Raw genomic sequence first — 19,793 nt, forward strand, 5'->3', positions numbered from 1 at the left:
ATGGTGACAGCAAACCGTTTCTGGTCACAGATTTTCGGGATTGCTTTCTCCAACAAACGTTGGTTACACTTCTTCATGTTGTTTGTACCAGTTACAGGCTTGTGGATGAGTGCAGTTGGTATTGTGGGTTTAGCATTAAACTTGCGGGCTTATGACTTCGTTTCCCAAGAATTACGGGCAGCAGAAGACCCAGAGTTTGAAACTTTCTATACCAAAAACATTTTACTGAATGAGGGTATCCGCGCTTGGATGGCTCCTCAAGATCAACCCCACGAACAATTTATATTCCCCGAGGAGGTATTACCACGTGGTAACGCTCTCTAATAGAGTCATTAGTGGTGGACGCGACCAAGAATCCAGCGGTTTCGCTTGGTGGTCTGGTAACGCCCGTTTAATCAACTTATCTGGTAAACTACTTGGCGCTCACGTAGCCCATGCTGGTTTGATTGTCTTCTGGGCTGGAGCAATGACCTTATTTGAAGTTGCTCACTTCGTTCCCGAAAAGCCCATGTACGAACAGGGCTTGATTCTTCTCCCTCACCTCGCCACACTTGGTTGGGGCGTTGGTGCGGGTGGTGAAGTTATTGACACCTTCCCCTATTTCGTCTCCGGTGTACTTCACCTTATTTCCTCGGCCGTTTTAGGTTTTGGTGGTATTTATCATGCCGTTCGCGGTCCTGAAACCTTAGAAGAATATTCTTCTTTCTTTGGTTACGACTGGAAAGACAAGAACAAGATGACCAACATCATCGGCTTCCACCTGATTATCTTAGGCTGTGGTGCGTTGTTGTTGGTGCTGAAGGCTATGTTCTTCGGTGGAGTTTATGATACCTGGGCTCCAGGTGGTGGTGATGTGCGTGTGATTACTAACCCCACACTCAACCCAGCTATTATCTTCGGTTATCTTTTGAAAGCTCCCTTCGGTGGCGAAGGCTGGATTATCAGCGTTGATAACATGGAAGATGTTATTGGCGGTCACATCTGGATTGCTTTAATTTGTATTTCCGGTGGTATTTGGCATATCTTCACCAAGCCTTTTGCTTGGGCGCGTCGTGCTTTTATCTGGTCTGGTGAAGCTTACCTTTCCTATAGCTTAGGCGCTCTTTCTATGATGGGCTTTATCGCTTCCGTCATGGTTTGGTATAACAACACTGCATACCCTAGCGAATTCTTCGGTCCTACTGGTCCTGAAGCTTCTCAAGCACAAGCTTTAACCTTCTTGATTCGTGACCAACGCTTAGGTGCTAACGTCGGTTCTGCTCAAGGTCCTACCGGTCTAGGTAAATACTTGATGCGCTCTCCTACAGGAGAAATCATCTTCGGTGGTGAAACCATGCGTTTCTGGGATTTCAAAGGACCTTGGTTAGAGCCTCTCCGTGGTCCTAACGGTCTGGACTTGGAAAAAATCAAGAACGACATTCAGCCTTGGCAAGCTCGTCGTGCTGCTGAATACATGACACACGCTCCACTGGGTTCTTTGAACTCTGTAGGTGGTGTGGCTACCGAAATTAACTCCTTTAACTATGTGTCTCCACGCGCTTGGTTAGCTTGTTCACACTTCGTTTTAGGATTCTTCTTCCTTGTTGGTCACTTGTGGCACGCAGGCCGCGCCCGCGCTGCTTCTGGTGGTTTCGAGAAAGGTATTAACCGGGAAACAGAACCAGTGATGTTTATGAATGACCTCGACTAGGTTGTTTTCATCTCTATTTCATCACTGACAATATCATACTTTTTATAGCTCTTGTGTCACAGCAAGAGCTTTTTTTATATTTTTTTCATATTTTTTTTATATTTTTTTCATATTTTTTTTGGTATTTTAAACATTTGATATAATATGTAACGTAACAAATAAATTTTACTAAACATCAGATAATGAACGGTTTCAAATTCGGTACGTCTGTATTGACAGTCGCGGTTGGTTTAGTCATGGGAACATCAATCAATCAGATGGTCATTGCTAAAGAAGTTGTTGCAGAATCAGTCATCCAGCCAGTAGTCACAAATGAGGTTATTGCCACATCAATTACTCCTGAAAAAACTGAGACTCCTCCTCAAGCAGGAACTTTCACTTACAGTGCTGGTGATTTACTGGCCAGAAGACCACTGGATTTAGATGTATTTTGTAAAAATTACCCTTTAAATTCCCGCTGTACTAATCAACCTGTCACCACACCAGTAACAAAACCAGAGGAAGTTAAACCTAAACCTACGGAGGAAAAGAGTGAAACTTCTGCAAAAACTCGCGGTTGGGCAATCACACCAGAAATTAGTACATTAGGTGTGGGTGCAACAGTCACCAAATCTATTACACCTAATATTAATGCTAAAGTTGGGGTTAATGGCTTAGGTATAAGTAGAGATATTAACTTGTCTGATGTTGATTATAAAGCCGATCTCAACCTGTTGAATATATCCACCCTCGCTGACTACCATCCTTGGAAAAATGGTGGTTTCCGTTTGACTGGAGGCTTGGTATTTCAGGACAATAATATAGAAGGAACTGGGAAACCCAATAATGGTGTAACAATTAATATCAATGGTACAGACTATAACTCCACAACTGTGCTTACATCAGTGAAAACCAAAGTTTCTTTCGGCAATAGTGTCGCACCGTATATTGGTATTGGTTGGGGTAATGCCGTGAAACCTGGTAAACGTTGGGGATTTTCCACAAATTTGGGTGTAATGTTTGCCGGATCTCCAAAAGTAGAAATAACACCTGGATTTGGTACAGGTGCAACACCCGCTTTACAACAGCAAATTAATACTGACATCGAAGCAGAAAGGAAAAAAGTACAGGATGACCTTAATTGGTTGAATATTTATCCTGTTTTTTCTCTTGGTGTTTCTTATCAATTTTAGATAAAGATTTAGGGTGTGTCAGTTGTTTAAAATCTGTTTATTATTACAGACTTATCAGATTTGATACACCCTAAAAAAATCTGAATTGTCACTTGCTATAATTAAATTAACTTGGATTTTATGCTGAGATATACAAATGATAATAACCAAACATCGCGCTGATAGAGTTATGCTTTATAACATCGGTTGGTAACAATTTGAGAATCTGCTGCAAGATTTGGGAGAAAATCGGGCGGCTAGAGTAGCTTATGATGATGGAAATTTAGAAATTATGACACCTTTACCAGAACATGAACAATATAAAGAAGTAATTAGTGATGCAGTTAAAGATATCGCTGAAAAGTTGGATTTAAACTATGAAAGTTTAGGTTCAACAACCTGGAAGCGAGAACGCAAAATGGCAGGAATTGAAGCTGATAATTGTTTTTATTTTCAAAATGAACCCTTAGTTAGGGGTAGGTTAGATTTAGATTTGCAAAAAGATCCACCTCCGGATTTAGCTTTAGAAATTGATGTTAGCAATAAGTCTTTAAATCGGTTTCCTATTTATGCTCGTTTGGAAGTTCCTGAGATTTGGTGTTATGATTCTGGTGAATTGACAATTTACAGCAGTTCCCGATCTTATGAAGTACAAATATTAATAATAAAACTCTTGTGGTGCGGGCATCTTGCCCGCACAAGGTGTACCTCACTCAAAGCTACTTGCTGTATCTTTTGCAATCTGGTGAATATTTGGAATCTGAGAGAAGTTTAGTATTTCCTAGTTTAAAAATTCGAGATTTACCAAAATTGATTGAGCAAAATCGGGCTGGTAGACGAGCAATTAGAAAAGCAGTGAGGGAATGGGTAAGGAGTAAAAAGTGAAAGAAAGAATAAAAACTTATGATCCTACATTCATTGCTGCTAAAAATGCCTTTTGACTTACATCTTTATACACTGCTTGTAAATATTTCATTACTAATTCACCCGCAGGTAAATTAGTTGTATTTTCCTCATCTTTTGCTAAAGGAATTGTTCCTAATACATCTAATACTGTTTCAGTCACAGCAGGTGAAATTACCACTAAAGATGATTCTAACGGCTGATTATATCGCCAAAAATCATCTATTTTAACGGGATATTGATGTTCAGAAACTTCTGGTTGCATTTCCGATGTTTCTTGAGTTGTTTCTACATTTTTACTGCTGCGTAATTGACGTAAATCACTGATAATTTGCTCTTTTGTACGTCCACGTAGTTGAAATAATACAAAAGGATCTTCACTAAAGCGATCGCCTAATTGATAATATACCGCACCGATATGTTTACAAGGAACAGCTTTATCAGGACAAGAACATTTACTGTGAACATCAGTCAGAGTAAAGGGAAATAATGATAAACCGTTACTGATAAAAACTTCCTCGATATTTTGTGGCATTTCTCCTGCTAATAATTTAGCGGCAAAAATCGCTTTTTGGGACATTGTTTCCACAATATAACCCCATTCTTCATCACTAAAAGCATCAAGAGATAAAGACACTTTATAAGGTTCTACTTCACTACCCTGCACTCTAGCTAATACCTTCCCAGCCTTAAATTTAATACTCAGAACATTTCCTCCTCGAGAATAATTTCTTGCCCGTTCTAAGCGCTTTTTAAATCGGTAAGAATCCAGTAAATCTAACCATCTTTGTGACCACCATTCCCGACTTGCTTGTAAGGTTTCGTTACTCATAATCTTTCATCTTTTTGTGGTGTTAGCAATAGACCTTCTCCATTTATTCAAAGTATCATTGAAAACTCATGTATCAACAATTCTCTAACCAATTTCGCAAATCCTCTACATCATCTAAATCAAATATTGCCTCTCCCAAAGCTTCAATAATTTCTATATTTAAACTTCTAATTTTGGTTTCTAATTCTAGATCAATCTGTCCAAATTTCCTATTAATTTGACGAATAATTAAATTTTTTTCCCTTTCAATTCCCCTTTCAATTCCCCTTTCAATTCCTTTTTCAATTCCCTTTTCAATTCCTTTTTCAATTCCTTCTTCCATCCAACTGGTAACAATTTGCATAACTTCCTCCTTTTCCTCTGTTATTAATGTACCTACTTCTATTTGAAATTTATCTTCTTCAATTTTATTCAATCTCAAATATGTGTCAATAAAACCTGATATCAATTGCATTTTGGCTGGATTTAATTTTAAGGTGACTAATAACCTTAAACATTCTGCTTTGACCTTTGGCCTATCTTCTGGTGCTATGCTCATTTTCGACATCAAAGCCGATGCAACTGGATTTTGACGGGTTAAAAAGTCTCTCCAGTTGAGTTGATTTAGTTGCACCACCTGATAATTAAATTTTAGCACCTCAAAATCAGGAAAGTTGATTTGATAGTTATTCACAGCTACGGTTTTCGGTGAGTCGTAGGAAAATATCACTATCGGATATATTGGTAAGTCCAATTTTTCATCTAATCTGGCAAAATAACGAAACATTCTTTGATTAAATTTCGGTCTTGCACCTGATTCTGCCTCAATATGAATCACAAAATAAGAAAGTTGACCTAAAAATTTAGCTTTGGCTATCAGGTCGGTTTCATATTTATCTCCTGCAGTAACATCAGTAAATATTTCCTTGTCCAAGAATATAATTGATTCCGTGTCTATATATTCAAGGACTTGAGGAAAGAATAATTCTATAAATTCTATGAAAAAGGTTGATATTAGTTCTTTGAATAAGCGGTCATGGTCTATGTTTTCTTTCATATTTTTATCTAAGTTAGGATTTACATGATTTAAGAACCAACGGTTTTTTAAACTTCATCTTCTTCAATGATTGCATGACGATCTAATATTAACAAATTTCTTAATTGATCAGTATCCATTTCTGTTAACCAATCTTCTCCTGCACCTACAACTTGTTCTGCTAATTGCTTTTTACTTTCAATCATATCATTAATTTTCTCTTCTAAAGTTCCTGTACAAACAAATTTATGGACTTGAACATTGCGAGTTTGACCAATTCTAAATACTCTATCTGTAGCTTGATTTTCCACTGCGGGATTCCACCATCTATCAAAGTGAAAAACATGATTTGCTCTAGTTAAATTTAAACCCACACCACCAGCTTTTAATGATAAAATCATAATTGGTGGTCCTTGCGGGTCATGTTGAAATCTATCAATCATTTCCTCTCTTTGTTTTTTACTGGTGCTACCATATAAAAAGAATATTTCTCGTCCTAATCTATTTTCTAAATAAGGTTTTAATAACTTACCCCATTCAGCAAATTGTGTGAAAATTAAAGCCCGGTCTCCTTCTGCCACAACCTCATCTAACATTTCTTCTAATCTTTGTAATTTACCAGAATGATGTTTTTCTAAAGTTGCTAATTTTAAATATTGGGCAGGATGATTACAGATTTGTTTTAACTTCACTAATAATCCTAAAATCATACCCCGACGTTGTAAACCTTCCGCAGATTCAATCTCTACTAAAGATTGATCTACTAATTGTTGATATATTGTAGCCTGTTCAGAAGTTAAACCACAAAAAACAGTCATTTCTTGCTTTTCTGGCAGGTCTTGAATAATATCTTTATCAGTTTTTAATCTTCGTAAAATAAAAGGTTGCACTAAAGAACGTAATTGATTTAAAGAAGCAGTATCACCATACTTTTCAATAGGCATAGCAAACCGTCTTTGAAAAAATTGTTTATTACCTAAATAACCGGGATTCAGGAAATCTAAAATAGACCATAATTCTTGTAATCTATTTTCTACAGGTGTTCCGGTTAAAGCAATACGAAATGTAGTTTCTAACTGTCGAACTGCTTGGGATTGTTTAGATTCTGAATTTTTTATATTTTGGGCTTCGTCTAAAACAATTATTTGCCATTCAACGGTTTTTAAAAGTTTAATATCGCGGTGAATGAGTGCATAGCTAGTAATAACTAAATCATGTTTATTAACAGTTTCCGTAAATGCTTTACCTTTAGGACGTTTATCACCATGATATTCTAAAACCTTGAGAGTCGGAGCAAATTTACTTACTTCCTTTTGCCAATTGCCCATAACTGAAGTAGGACAAACTAATAAAGTTGGTTTTTCTAAAACATTTTCTTCTTTGAGATGAAGTATAAAAGCGATGAATTGAATGGTTTTACCTAATCCCATATCGTCCGCTAAACAAGCGCCCAAACCCCATCTTTCTAAAAACGCTAACCAAGCTACACCACGTTCTTGATAAGGTCTTAATTGTCCGGTAAAATTGCCAGGAGTTGGTAAAGTTTGAATTTCTTGATTATTAGTTAATGCCCCAATTAATTCCTCTAACGCACCCGTAGCTTCAAAACTAACAACAGGTAATTTTTCAATAACTTGAGTATCTCCTTTACTAATACGTAAAGCATCTTCTAGACAAAGAGACATTTGTTCCTTACGGGAACTAAAAAAGTTTTGGGCGGTTTTGATATCTTGGGGACGTAATTCTACCCATTCACCATTAATTTCTACTAAAGGACTATTTAATTTTACCAATTTATCAAACTCAATTTTAGAAATTGTTTGTCCACCAATTGCTAATTGCCATTGAAAGTTTAATAAACTTTGTAAACCTAAACGTCCTGATTTTTGTTGAGGACTTTCGGCACTAATTTTTAACCCTAAACGGTTTGCCCACCCTTCCCGATTTGCTAAACTAGGAGGTAAAATTACTCCTAAACCGCTATCTTCAAATCTCCAAATTATAGCTTTGATAAATTCATAAGCTTCTGTAGGAGTCAGGTGGCAAAATTCGGGAGATGCAGTTTCTAAACTTGAAGTAATTATAGGATACAATCGAGAAGCCAAACCCAAACCTCGTAAAAAGGTTTCTTGAGGTTGTTCAATTGTCCGATGTTGATAAACTAATTTTTCTACAGGTTGCTGCCAAATTATCGCTGCTTCTATTAAAAATTCCGGGTTATCTACTGCTTGCAGAAAATACTTTAAAGTCCAATTTGGTTCTTGATTTTCTGGAGGAATTAATTGGAAACAAGTTCTAAATAATGCTTTCCCTGTAAGTTGATATTGTAAGGGTAAAGTCCAGGCTTTTAAAGTAGTTTTTAAACGTTCTCCTCCTGCCCCATTAATTGTATTATTTTCGTTATTATTTTCATGAATTAATCCTTTTAACCATTGCTGTAATACGGTAGGTAAAGACATCATGATTCTCGGTTCAAGGGGAGATTGAGAACCAACCATTAACCGCAATTGATGATCTGTAATGTGATTGAGGAATGATAATATTAATTCTTGAGGTAATAATGGTAAATCAATTGCGAGATTTTCGATATTTTGTTGATAGGTTCGACAAGCTAAAGGTATTTTTGAGGCAAATTTTTCTAATCTAGTGACATCTATCGCACTATCTAAAAGTACCTGCCATTTGGCAACTAAATTGCTATCTTTTTTCTCAATATTTGGCAGAAATTTACACCGAGAAATCAAATCTAAATGCCATCTAAAAATATGTACCCAGAAATGAATATCTGCTCCTAATAAAGCTGCTTTACTGTCATTTGGACTCAGAGGTAAAGAGCTAAGAAATTGAATTGCTAATGCTGGAGTAAGACAAAAACCCTCAATTTTCCAAGGATGTAAATATTGTGAAGATGAGTAGTTTATATCAACACCGACAGAATAAACTGGAGAAATTGTTGTTAATTCAGATTTATTACTCTCTACAAAATCAGTTGGTAAAGAAATTATTTGTGAGTGAATAGGTAATTTGATTTCTGTTGTTGGTTGACCTTTAATTCTTTGTTTATTAGTAGTATTTGGCTGAATTAAATTAGCAATTGACAAATTAGATGTTTCTAACCATTCATTTAATTCCCCTGATGTCATAGCCAATGGGTGTAAATAAATTTCAGCAGATACTTCAGTATGCACCTGTGAAGAACGCCAAATTTCCCCCCAAATAAAGAAATAGCTATTTTGATGATTTATTACCCAAGTTCCGTGTAAAATTGCCATGTTTGAATATACTAATTATTTTTTTAATTCTTAAGCTGTTGAACATTTAACTTGCATATTGCCTACAAGTAAAACTTTTGTGGGGTGGGCATCCTGCCCGCCCGAATTATGCAACTTAAAGGTTTTTCAGCTTATCTCTATTATCTCGCATTTTGAGTTAAGAGATAAAACTTGTCGGCGATTATAAATCGCTACTACACAAACAAAGTCCACCCAGGTGGACTAACAGAAAAATTAATATTTTTAAACCCATGCAGATGGGTTTTGACTGTGTAGGCGCGACTTCTAGTCGCCCAAGTTTTTAACAACTACTGAGAATTAAAGGATTTTCAGGATTAATACATTCAATGCTATAATCAACAAATAACTACTTGGTATCATATCATGATGATTACTCAAGAATTAGAATGCAAAGAAAACATCTCCCAAGATGTAATATTTCCCCCAAGTGATTTATATAGTGATGAACCGACCGTGGAAACAGAACTACATCTAAGACAAATAATTCTACTTTTCAAATGTCTAGAATGGTTATGGAAAGATAGAAATGATTTCTATGCTGCGGGAAATCTCACCATTTACTATAGTCCTAATCAGAAAAAATCTGAATATTTCCGAGGTCCTGATTTCTTTGTGGTCTTGGGAACAGAACGCAAAACCCGGAAAAGTTGGGTGGTTTGGGAAGAAGATGGTAAATATCCTAATTTCATTTTAGAAATTCTTTCACCAACTACAGCAAATACAGATAGAGAATACAAAAAAGAACTTTATCAAAATACTTTCCGCACACCGGATTATTTTTGGTTCGACCCTTATACACTAGAATTTGCAGGTTTTCATTTAGTAGACGGAGAATATCAACCTCTAGAAGAAAATCAGCAAGGACATTTATGGAGTCGTCAGCTAGGTTTATATTTAGGAATTGATCAAGGACTATTACGGTATTTTACAGCAGAAGGGGAGCTAGTTCCTACACCTGAAGAAACCGCAGAACAGGAAACTAAAAGAGCAGAAAAAGAAGCGAGAAAATCAGAACGTTTAGCAGCAAAATTGCGGGAATTAAATATAGATCCTGATACAATTTAATCCTGTTGCTGGGTTACTCTGTTGCTTAACTTAAGAGGTTTTTTTAAAAGTCTAAATTCATACTAACTCAGGCGATTCTAAATCACGGTACATTTTGCACACAGGCAAAACTCATGCAGATTATGGTAATATTAAAATATACTACTATACTTGTTACCTCTGAGAAGTATGAGCATCTACCCAGATTTTCAAGCACAAGGCTATGAGGTTATTAGAGAATTAGGACGCAACCGCGAAGGTGGTAGAATTACTTGGTTAGCAACAAATCTTAACACAAAGCAACCAGAAGTAATCAAACAGTTTTGTTTTGCTCAAGCGGGTTCAAGTTGGTCTGGTTCAGAAGCCCACGCACGAGAAATACAGGTACTTAAGGGATTAAATCATCCTGGTATTCCCAGTTATTTGCATTCTTTTGAAACCGCCGATGGTTTTTGTCTAGTTCAAGAGTATATTCATGCTTCTACTTTAGCAGAACCTCGCAGCTTTTCACCAGCAGAAATTAAACAAATTGCAGTTAAGATATTAGAAATTCTGGTATATTTACAAAATCGGATACCGTCGGTAATTCATCGGGATATTAAACCAGAAAACATTTTAGTAGATGAACAAATCAATGTCTATTTAATTGACTTTGGTTTTGCTCGTATTGGTAGTCATGATGTGGCTGGAAGTAGTGTATTTAAAGGAACTCCTGGTTTTATTCCCCCAGAGCAAATGTTTAAACCGACAAATGCTACAGATTTGTATGCTTTGGGTGCAACTTTAATCTGTTTATTAACAGGAATTAAGTCCACAAAAATAGATGAATTACAAGATGCAGACGATCCTTATTTAATTAATTTCCGTCATCTTTTACCCCGGTTGAGTTTGCGGTTTATCGGTTGGTTGGAAAAAATGGTACAACCGAAACAAAAAGACCGATTTACTAATGCAGAATTAGCTTTAGAATCACTCAAACCCCTTGATGTTATTCGTGTACCAGCAGTTGATTTTAGTGAAACAGTTTTGGAGTTTAAAGCGAATAGGCTGGGGGAAAAATTAAGTAGGCTTATTACTATTGAAAATCCCATACCAGATACTTTATTAGAAGGTAAATGGGAAGTTGCACCCCATCCTCATGACCCTCCCCATACACCAGATCATCATGCTTGGATTTCGGTTAAACCTGCTCAGTTTAGCAGCAATCATATTCGTTTTCAGGTTCAGGTAGATACGAGTAAATTAATGGCGGATAAGCAGTATAAACGTCAATTAATTCTTCATGGTAATGCTTATCCAGCCAGTCATACTTTAACGGTGAAGGTACAAACGGCGGCTTTACCCATTGAGAAGATAAAATTTGATTGGCAATCTTTTTTAATTGCGTTTTTACTGGTTGTGGTGGTAGCCATGTCCATAACTTGGAGCATACCTTATGTGACAATATCTAATTATGTATTCGGCGTGGTGTGCGGCTGTATAATGTTTATTTACTTGCTAATTCAGGGAGCTAGTGAGCGTGTGGCTAAGCGTGTGGCTGCGGATGAGGTTATGGATGAGGGTGTGCCTCTAAGTGTGGCTGTGGCTGTAGGTACGGCTGTAGGTATGGCTGTGGGTGCGGCTGTAGGTATGGCTGTGGGTGCGGCTGTGTATATGGCTGTAGGTATAGCTGTGCTTACGATTAAAGAGGACAAAAACTTGTTTACTAGTATACTAATACTACTCATATTAGGATCTGGAATTAGTGTAGGAACGGGAATAATAATAGGTTTTAACTCATTTATTTTGTTAGCACTCACTGGAACAGGTTTAACCACACTTTTCATGCTACTTTATCTACCCTTAAAAAGACGTAAATTAATTGCTAAATATCGTCAGTCTGAGGAATCTTTAATTAAGCCGTGAAAATGTCAGTCATGTAAGTTGGGTTAAGCGACAGCGCAACCCAACAAAAGATATAATGAAGATGTCTGAATCAGGATATCCAGGATTTAAGGATTTACAGGATGAAGGGATTAAATATTTATTGTCTGAATCAGGATACCCAGGATTTAAGGATTTACAGGATGAAGAGATTAAATATTTTTAATGATCACCAAATTCTATTAATCTACCAATTCTGTCAATGATGATAACAAAGCCTGATAGCGTGGCGTATCCCAGGATATATGGAATTCAATTGTTTTCTGAATGAACTATCTTTGAGAAACACACAATTATTTAATTATTCAACTCATCAAAATCCAAATCCATACAAAAATCCTGTAAATCCTTTAATCCTGGACATCCTGATTCAGACAAAAATATTTAATTATTCAACTCATCAAAATCCAAATCTAAACAAAAATCCTGTAAATCCTTTAATCCTGGACATCATCTCGACTTCGCTCGATAACCACCTGATTCAGACAAAATATATTGACAAACATAACCAAATTAAATTAACATTGAATTAGATGCTAATTAAAATTACAACCATGATTAACCTTGCTAAAAATATACATTCCCTTGCATGAGAAATATCAAATTATTATCCAACCAGTCATGTAGGTTGGGTTAAGCAACAGCGCAACCCAACAAAAGAATAATATAATGTTGGCTTTTCTCAACCCAACCTACGCAATGCTATACTCGATAAGTAACTACTTGGTATCATATCATGATGATTACTCAAGAATTAGAATGCAAAGAAAACATCTCCCAAGATGTAATATTTCCCCCAAGTGACTTATATAGTGATGAACCGACCGTGGAAACAGAACTACATCTAGAGCAAATTATGCTCTTAATTAAATGTCTCAAATGGTTATGGAAAGATAGAAATGATTTCTATACTGCGGGAAATCTCACCATTTACTATAGTCCTAATCAGAAAAAATCTGAATATTTCCGAGGTCCTGATTTCTTTGTGGTCTTGGGAACAGAACGCAAAACCCGGAAAAGTTGGGTTGTTTGGGAAGAAGATGGTAAATATCCTAATTTTATTTTAGAAATTCTTTCACCAACTACAGCAAATACAGATAAAGAATATAAAAAAGAACTTTATCAAAATACTTTCCGCACACCTGATTATTTTTGGTTCGACCCTTATACGCTAGAATTTGCAGGTTTTCATTTAGTAGACGGAGAATATCAACCTCTAGAAGAAAATCAGCAAGGACATTTGTGGAGTCGTCAGCTAGGTTTATATTTAGGAATTGATCAAGGACTATTACGATATTTTACACCAACAGGAGAGCTAGTTCCCACACCTGAAGAAACCGCAGAAAAAGAAGCGAGAAAATCAGAACGTTTAGCAGCAAAATTGCGGGAATTAAATATAGATCCGGATACAATTTAATCCCGTTCCTGGGTTAAGTAACAACGCCACCTAACAACAGCTTTAATAATCTTGAGTTTCTTGGCATCAAACCAACCAACCTAACTGATATAATGGAACTGAGTATGAATATGGGTAAAACTATGACTACCAAACAGATTACAGAGTATTTCAACTTTCTCTCCCCGGAAGACATCCGACTAAAAGATTCACGTATTGGGATTGAAACAATTCTTTATGAATACATTGATTGTGGACGTTCTCCAGAAGAAATTACCCAAATATATAAATCAATTTCCTTAGAACAAGTATATGCGACCATTCTTTATTATTTGCAAAATCAAGAAACTGTCAGCGCTTACATAAAAAACTGGATGGAACATGGTCATAAAATGAGAGAACAACAAAGACTTAATCCCCCACCAGTGTCGGAAAAACTGCACCAACTCAGAATTGCCAGACAAGCGAAAAAGCCAGCATGACCTTAAAATATTTAATTGATGAAAATGTTAATCCTCTATATCCAAATCAAATTAGATTACGAGAACCTGATATTTTGATTAAGGTAATAGGAGAAGCGAATATACCCTCAAAAGGTACATTAGATCCAGAAATTTTGTGTTGGTGTGAGAAAAATAATTTTGTATTAGTGACAAATAACCGAACTTCCATGCCTGTACATTTAGATGATCATGTTGCTATTAATCGCCATATACCAGGTATTTTCATCCTTAATCCAAATTTAAGTATTGGTGAAAATATAGAAGAACTAATATTAGTTGCTTTGGCTTCAGAAGACAATGAATATCAAGATAGAATAATTTATTTACCCTTACCATAAAAATAACTCAATTGGTAATATAGCTTGGGTTTACCATTCCTTTTTTGGGAATTACCATACAGTTAATTACATCTTAATTGATTGATGAACTATAATAAAATCCTTCTGAAAAAGATAACTTAGATGACAAACCCAGATATAAAGCCCACTGTACAGCTAACTTAGGAAATTTTGTTTTATGTTTGTTCATGACACAAGCCGTCTAGACTGCATAAATGTTAGGATTGCCACAGAGTGAGAAACGCGTAAGAGAAGGAAAAAAAACTGAATGGCAGAATTTGAAAAGTCAATATCCTTTGATGGACGGGATATTCGACTGACGGTTGGCCTACTAGCCCCCCAAGCAGGTGGGTCGGTTTTGATACAATCAGGGGATACAACTGTTTTAGTGACAGCCACAAGGTCAGCAGCCAGGGAAGGTGTTGATTTTTTGCCACTGACGGTAGATTATGAAGAAAGACTGTATGCGGCGGGAAGAATCCCCGGAGGAATTATGCGCCGGGAAGGTCGTCCACCGGAAAAGGCAATTCTTACCAGTCGTCTGATTGACCGCCCGCTGCGTCCCTTATTCCCTTCCTGGTTACGGGATGATTTGCAAGTTGTGGCCTTAACTATGTCCATGGATGAACAAGTCCCTCCCGATGTGTTAGCAGTGACAGGTGCTTCAATTGCTACCCTCATTGCCCAAATTCCATTTAATGGACCAATGGCCGCTGTGCGAGTAGGTTTAGTGGGTGATGATTTTATTATTAACCCAACCTACGCAGAAATTGAAGCGGGAGATTTGGATTTAGTCGTGGCTGGTTCACCAGATGGGGTGATCATGGTGGAAGCCGGTGCAAATCAATTGCCAGAGCGAGATATTATTGAAGCGATTGATTTTGGCTATGAAGCTGTACGGGATTTAATTCAAGCCCAATTAGATTTCCTGGATGAATTAGGTTTAAAACTTGTGCAAGAAGCACCACCCGAACCAGATCAGACCTTAGAAAATTATATCCGCGATCGCGCTAATCAAGAGATTAAGAAAATATTAGCGCAATTTGAGTTAACTAAAACTGATCGTGATATTGCCTTAGATGCAGTTAAGGATAGTATATCTGATGAAATCAAAGCTTTATCAGAAGAAGACCCCATTCGCATCGCCGCAACAGCAGACTCCAACGCCCTTGGTAATACCTTTAAAAGCATTACCAAATACTTCATGCGCCGTCAAATTATCGAAGATAATGTGCGCGTTGATGGGCGTAAACTTGATGAAGTCCGTCCCATATCTTGTCGAGTTGGTATAATACCCAAACGGGTACATGGTAGTGGTTTATTTAACCGGGGACTGACTCAGGTATTATCAATGTGTACCCTTGGTACTCCTGGAGACGCTCAAAATCTTAACGATGACTTGCAACTAGACCAAGCTAAACGTTATCTGCATCACTATAACTTCCCACCCTTCTCCGTCGGCGAAACCAAACCCTTACGCGCCCCCGGTAGAAGAGAAATCGGACATGGTGCATTAGCGGAAAGAGCATTGTTGCCTGTATTGCCACCTAAAGATAAATTTCCCTACGTAATTCGCGTAGTTTCCGAGGTGCTTTCTTCCAACGGTTCTACTTCCATGGGTTCAGTTTGCGGTTCTAGTTTATCCTTGATGGATGCTGGTGTACCAATTACTAAACCCGTCAGTGGTGCAGCCATGGGCTTGATCAAGGAAGGAGACGAAGTGCGAATCCTTACCGATATTCAGGGCATTGAAGACTTTTTAGGTGATATGGATTTCAAAGTTGCCGGTACTGATACTGGGATTACCGCTTTGCAAATGGATATGAAAATATCCGGGTTGTCTTTAGAAGTCATCGCCGACGCTGTCCACCAAGCCAAACCAGCGCGGTTGCACATTCTGGAAAAAATGCTCCAGACTATTGACACCCCCAGAGAAGAAACTTCACCCTATGCCCCCCGCCTGTTGACAATTAAGATCGATCCTGACATGATTGGTCTAGTCATTGGACCTGGTGGTAAAACCATTAAGGGCATCACTGAAGAAACTGGTGCAAAAATTGACATCCAAGATGATGGTACTGTCACTATTTCCGCAGTTGATGAAAATAGGGCTAAGAAAGCGCGGAACATTGTTCAAGGCATGACTCGTAAACTCCATGAAGGTGATGTTTATATCGGTCGTGTGACCCGGATTATACCTATTGGTGCTTTTGTAGAATTTTTGCCCGGAAAAGAAGGCATGATTCACATTTCTCAACTTGCTGACTACCGCGTTGGTAAAGTTGAAGATGAAGTCGCTGTTGGTGATGAGGTGATTGTCAAAGTGCGAGAAATTGACAATAAAGGTCGAATTAACCTCACACGCTTGGGTATTCACCCAGATCAAGCAGCAGCAGCACGAGAAGCAGCAGCGGTAAACCATTAAATCCTCTGTTGGATTTTAGATTTTAGATTACGGATGAATCACAAATCTAAAATCCGCGATGCCTTGCTAGTAGGCATCGCTGTCGTGTTTTTTTAAGCTGTTACGCGGCTAGATTGTACAATCCTAATATGGCTAAATCTTGTGGTGCGGGCTTCCTGCCCGCTATAATTATACAAATTAAATGCAGTACAGCTTATCATTTCTAATACTCTAAAGCTCTTTTTTATCTAACCACAGAGGCACAGAGGACACAGAGGGAAGAAAAAATGCTCAACTAAATTTTATTGGTTTATAATTCTGATTTTTGATTTTTGAACTAATTTGATGACTTTGTTTCTGCTATCTGGAAAATTATCTCCGCTAATGTCTGTAATAATTCTTGCTCATTATAAGGCTTGGAAAAATAAGCTTTTGCCCCTAATTTCATCGCTAATTGACGGTGTTTATTACTACTGCGAGATGTCAGCATAATTACAGGAATATCTCTCAAGTCTCTATTAGCATTAATTCGCTCTAAAAAGCTATAACCATCTATCCTGGGCATTTCAATGTCGCAAATTACCCCTTGGACTTGTAACCCATTTTCTAGCTTTTCTAAGCCATCTTGACCATCTTTTGCTTGTTCTACTTGATACCCACCTTTCTCTAGGGTTAGGGCTAAGTACCGACGCACATTAATGGAGTCATCCACAATCAAAATTTTCCCTTTTTGACGAGGGGGTTTAGTTGAAATTGCTACTTTTGAGGGTTTTAAGAAAGCAGTTTGTAATCTTGTTGTCGGTAACTTACGACTCAGATGGGGAGGTTCACAATTAGTAATCCATAACACTAAATCATTAGTATTAACTAGGGGAACTACCCGACCATCACCCAGAATTGTACAGTTATTAAAACCGCTCGGTAGAGGAATATTACCTTCTACTTGACGAATAGCTACTTCCTGTTCACCCCAGCAGCGTTCTACCTGCACTGCAACCTGTTGATTGTCATGTTTGACTATTAATACACTTATAGCATTAATTATGGGCGGAGTTTCTAATTCTAGATTATTGGAGCGGGGGCAATTAAACTCAAAGTAACTATTTAAACGCAGTAATGGTAATTGCGTATCTTGCCATTTAATCAATTCTTTACCATCCTGGAGAAAGATTGGCTGATTTTCTAGTAAGAAAATTTCCTCTATGACATCTGTATAAAATGCTAAGAGTAGTCCATCGCTCTCTACTAATAAGATTCGCGCTACTGATAAGGTAAATGGTACTGATAAAGTAACTGTCGTCCCCAATCCTTTTTGAGTATCAACGTTTACATCTCCTCGCGCTACTTTGAGGTTATTACGCACTACATCCATTCCCACCCCCCGACCAGATAAAGCTGTTACCTGTTCTGAGGTACTAAACCCTGGTTCAAAAATCAATGATAGTAGTTCCTCATTACTCGCACTCGCTAATAAAGAATCATCTAAACCCATTTTTAAAGCGCGGTGACGAATTTTGTCTAAAGAAATACCTTGACCATCATCACGGATAGTAATCATCGTCCGATTACTATGGTAAAATGCCTTTATTTCAATCAACCCTTGTTCAGGTTTTCCTTGAATTTTACGGGTAACAGGATCTTCGATTCCGTGATCAAAAGCATTGCGTAATAAGTGCATTAAAGGCTCATTTAATGCTTCCAAAATGCTCCTTTCAATTAAAGTATTACCACCTTCAATTCTTAACTGCACATTTTTTCCATACTCCACATTCAAATCTCTAATGGCTCTAGGAAAACGCTCGACTAAATCTGAGAAAGGACGCATTCTCATCTGGGTTAATTGTCTTTGCAATTGTTTAGAAGTTTTATTCAGTTTTCTCGCTATTTGGTCTGTATCATCAACACTTAATTGAATATCACTTGTAACTTCTGCAACTTGCACAATAGTTTCCATGACATCCTGAGATAAGACATCTAATTTCTGATAGTAATCTTGTTCTAAAAAGTGGTTTTCTGCTTCTTGATTATGATGATTTATCAGATGATTATGAGTCATAATTTTTCCATAAGCCGTCCGCAGTTCTTGATTTTCTTGATCAAGAATTTGCACTCGCTGATTTAGACTACGAACCAATTTACGTAATCTTTCCATTTGCACATTCAACCCATTTTTTTGAATAATAATTTCTCCAAATAAATCATGAATTTTTTCTAAGTGTTTCCCTGAAATTCTCACGGTATTTTCATGATTTTCACGTTCTTTATGAGGTAAATTAATATCTCCTTTGCGCTGTTCATTAGATTTATAATCTATATCTAAGAGCGGATTTTTTGAATCCAAAACCCTATCAAAATCAGCAAATTCGACGGCGTTAATTTCTGGAGGTAGTTCTATATCTGCTAATAATTGCCAATCATAACTAACAGTTTTTGATTGATTTACTAAATTATCTTGGGGATTTGATGATAGGTCTTTATGACTATCAACATTATCAGTAATAAACTCACAAAAGTCAATTTTTATTGGTAAATTATTCCCTTGATTACTTAATACTAAAGCTTGAGACTTTCTCCATGATTCTAAAGCTAAATTAGCAATTTCTACACAGCGATGAGGATAGGTTTCTAAGTAATTAATCACTGATTCACATAGTTGGGTAAATGCTTTTAACTGGAGCATTTCTCCTAAGCCACCTAACTCAGTGGCCATGATTAGTAATTCGGATCTTAATCCTGGTTTATGACTATTTTTTAATCGAGATTCTAGAATTTTTAAATATTCTTCAACTTCAGTTTCAAACAACAAAGGGATAAGTTGATTATCTTCTGATGATAGTTCTGATGATAGTAATGTTGTAATATTCTCTGGAGACGGCTCACCTAAACGCTCATAGAGTTGATCAAAAATTGGGTAACAAGATTCTCTTAACCGACTATGATCTAAATTGTTACCCTTTGAAAGTAATTCAACAATGCGTCGTAACCAATCAACACCAGATAGCAATAAACTTTGTAAATTGGTATCGAGTTCTAGAGAATTTTTCTCAGTCTTTAAAACCTTAAAAGCATCTTCTAGACGGTGAGCTAAATCACTTAATACACTAAATCCCATCATGGCCGCCCCACCTTTAATAGAATGAGCGGCTCGCATTGCAGCATTAATTTTTTCTAATTCCATGCGGTTGCTGCTGTCAATTCCCAACAATATCCCTTCTAAAATGTTGAGATAATCAGTTGCTTCTTCCAAAAATTGCATCTGGATTTCCAATTCTTTATCTTTGGTCATTAGTTATTATTCCTT

The 19,793-nt window shown here is 37.0% G+C and carries 14 protein-coding genes and 1 pseudogene; 11 read left to right on the plus strand and 4 right to left on the minus strand.

Going from position 1 to position 19,793, the window contains the following annotated elements; all coding sequences use genetic code 11:
- From H6F62_RS16915 to H6F62_RS16930, 4 genes and pseudogenes are all read left to right on the plus strand, one after another.
- Positions 1-324: pseudogene (locus H6F62_RS16915) on the plus strand (photosystem II D2 protein (photosystem q(a) protein)); the annotation flags it as partial.
- On the plus strand, positions 308-1,690 hold the full coding sequence (gene psbC, locus H6F62_RS16920) for a photosystem II reaction center protein CP43 (RefSeq protein WP_137907836.1): 1,383 nt from the start codon (positions 308-310) through the stop codon (positions 1,688-1,690). The pseudogene H6F62_RS16915 and the gene psbC, both read left to right, overlap by 17 nt.
- 182 nt (positions 1,691-1,872) lie before the next feature.
- Positions 1,873-2,862, plus strand: a complete 990-nt coding sequence (locus H6F62_RS16925; protein ID WP_190372539.1) for a hypothetical protein — start codon at positions 1,873-1,875, stop codon at positions 2,860-2,862.
- A 217-nt stretch (positions 2,863-3,079) separates the two neighbouring features.
- Complete coding sequence (locus H6F62_RS16930; protein ID WP_236097112.1) at positions 3,080-3,616, plus strand: Uma2 family endonuclease; 537 nt, start codon at positions 3,080-3,082, stop codon at positions 3,614-3,616.
- Positions 3,617-3,742: 126 nt separating this feature from the next.
- On the opposite strand, the gene H6F62_RS16935 is transcribed toward H6F62_RS16930, so the two are convergent.
- From H6F62_RS16935 to H6F62_RS16945, 3 genes are all read right to left on the minus strand, one after another.
- Positions 3,743-4,576, minus strand: a complete 834-nt coding sequence (locus H6F62_RS16935; RefSeq protein WP_137907834.1) for an SWIM zinc finger family protein — start codon at positions 4,574-4,576, stop codon at positions 3,743-3,745.
- 73 nt (positions 4,577-4,649) lie between these two features.
- Positions 4,650-5,612: a DUF4351 domain-containing protein gene (locus H6F62_RS16940; protein ID WP_190372540.1), complete on the minus strand. Its 963-nt coding sequence runs from the start codon at positions 5,610-5,612 to the stop codon at positions 4,650-4,652.
- Positions 5,613-5,659: 47 nt separating this feature from the next.
- Positions 5,660-8,863 carry a DEAD/DEAH box helicase gene (locus H6F62_RS16945; protein ID WP_190372541.1) on the minus strand — a complete coding sequence of 1,068 codons (3,204 nt, stop codon included), beginning with the start codon at positions 8,861-8,863 and terminating at the stop codon, positions 5,660-5,662.
- 384 nt (positions 8,864-9,247) lie between these two features.
- Here H6F62_RS16945 and H6F62_RS16950 point away from each other — a divergent pair, with 384 nt between their 5' ends.
- The 7 genes from H6F62_RS16950 to H6F62_RS16975 all read left to right on the plus strand — a co-directional run bounded on the left by H6F62_RS16950 (position 9,248) and on the right by H6F62_RS16975 (position 16,513).
- Positions 9,248-9,949 (plus strand): Uma2 family endonuclease, encoded by a 702-nt coding sequence (locus tag H6F62_RS16950; RefSeq protein ID WP_137907831.1) that lies wholly within the window; start codon positions 9,248-9,250, stop codon positions 9,947-9,949.
- Between the two features lie 168 nt (positions 9,950-10,117).
- Positions 10,118-11,833, plus strand: a complete 1,716-nt coding sequence (locus H6F62_RS16955; protein WP_190372542.1) for a serine/threonine-protein kinase — start codon at positions 10,118-10,120, stop codon at positions 11,831-11,833.
- Positions 11,834-11,894: 61 nt separating this feature from the next.
- The gene (locus H6F62_RS21265) at positions 11,895-12,017 is read left to right on the plus strand and encodes a hypothetical protein (protein ID WP_268904595.1); all 123 of its coding nucleotides are present in this window, start codon (positions 11,895-11,897) and stop codon (positions 12,015-12,017) included.
- Between the two features lie 570 nt (positions 12,018-12,587).
- Positions 12,588-13,268 (plus strand): Uma2 family endonuclease, encoded by a 681-nt coding sequence (locus H6F62_RS16960; protein WP_190372543.1) that lies wholly within the window; start codon positions 12,588-12,590, stop codon positions 13,266-13,268.
- Between the two features lie 122 nt (positions 13,269-13,390).
- Positions 13,391-13,729 carry a DUF433 domain-containing protein gene (locus tag H6F62_RS16965; RefSeq protein WP_028090279.1) on the plus strand — a complete coding sequence of 113 codons (339 nt, stop codon included), beginning with the start codon at positions 13,391-13,393 and terminating at the stop codon, positions 13,727-13,729.
- Positions 13,726-14,088 (plus strand): DUF5615 family PIN-like protein, encoded by a 363-nt coding sequence (locus tag H6F62_RS16970; RefSeq protein ID WP_028090278.1) that lies wholly within the window; start codon positions 13,726-13,728, stop codon positions 14,086-14,088. The genes H6F62_RS16965 and H6F62_RS16970 overlap by 4 nt, the downstream gene beginning before the upstream one ends.
- A gap of 268 nt (positions 14,089-14,356) precedes the next feature.
- Complete coding sequence (locus tag H6F62_RS16975) at positions 14,357-16,513, plus strand: polyribonucleotide nucleotidyltransferase (protein WP_137907828.1); 2,157 nt, start codon at positions 14,357-14,359, stop codon at positions 16,511-16,513.
- Positions 16,514-16,829: 316 nt separating this feature from the next.
- Here H6F62_RS16975 and H6F62_RS16980 read toward each other — a convergent pair whose 3' ends face one another.
- On the minus strand, positions 16,830-19,778 hold the full coding sequence (locus tag H6F62_RS16980) for a response regulator (protein WP_137907827.1): 2,949 nt from the start codon (positions 19,776-19,778) through the stop codon (positions 16,830-16,832).
- Between the last annotated feature and the right edge of the window lie 15 nt (positions 19,779-19,793).

Source organism: Anabaena sp. FACHB-1391, from assembly GCF_014696755.1.
GTDB classification, from domain to species: Bacteria; Cyanobacteriota; Cyanobacteriia; order Cyanobacteriales; family Nostocaceae; genus Dolichospermum; species Dolichospermum planctonicum.

Bases quoted from the DNA above. Each gene is read 5' to 3' on its own strand.
- H6F62_RS16950 (WP_137907831.1), top strand. From the start codon at position 9,248: ATGATGATTACTCAAGAATTAGAATGCAAAGAAAACATCTCCCAAGAT.
- H6F62_RS16965 (WP_028090279.1), top strand. From the start codon at position 13,391: ATGACTACCAAACAGATTACAGAGTATTTCAACTTTCTCTCCCCGGAA.
- H6F62_RS21265 (WP_268904595.1), top strand. From the start codon at position 11,895: ATGTCTGAATCAGGATATCCAGGATTTAAGGATTTACAGGATGAAGGG.
- H6F62_RS16975 (WP_137907828.1), top strand. From the start codon at position 14,357: ATGGCAGAATTTGAAAAGTCAATATCCTTTGATGGACGGGATATTCGA.
- H6F62_RS16955 (WP_190372542.1), top strand. From the start codon at position 10,118: ATGAGCATCTACCCAGATTTTCAAGCACAAGGCTATGAGGTTATTAGA.
- H6F62_RS16945 (WP_190372541.1), bottom strand. From the start codon at position 8,863: ATGGCAATTTTACACGGAACTTGGGTAATAAATCATCAAAATAGCTAT.
- H6F62_RS16935 (WP_137907834.1), bottom strand. From the start codon at position 4,576: ATGAGTAACGAAACCTTACAAGCAAGTCGGGAATGGTGGTCACAAAGA.
- H6F62_RS16980 (WP_137907827.1), bottom strand. From the start codon at position 19,778: ATGACCAAAGATAAAGAATTGGAAATCCAGATGCAATTTTTGGAAGAA.
- H6F62_RS16970 (WP_028090278.1), top strand. From the start codon at position 13,726: ATGACCTTAAAATATTTAATTGATGAAAATGTTAATCCTCTATATCCA.
- H6F62_RS16960 (WP_190372543.1), top strand. From the start codon at position 12,588: ATGATGATTACTCAAGAATTAGAATGCAAAGAAAACATCTCCCAAGAT.
- H6F62_RS16940 (WP_190372540.1), bottom strand. From the start codon at position 5,612: ATGAAAGAAAACATAGACCATGACCGCTTATTCAAAGAACTAATATCA.
- H6F62_RS16925 (WP_190372539.1), top strand. From the start codon at position 1,873: ATGAACGGTTTCAAATTCGGTACGTCTGTATTGACAGTCGCGGTTGGT.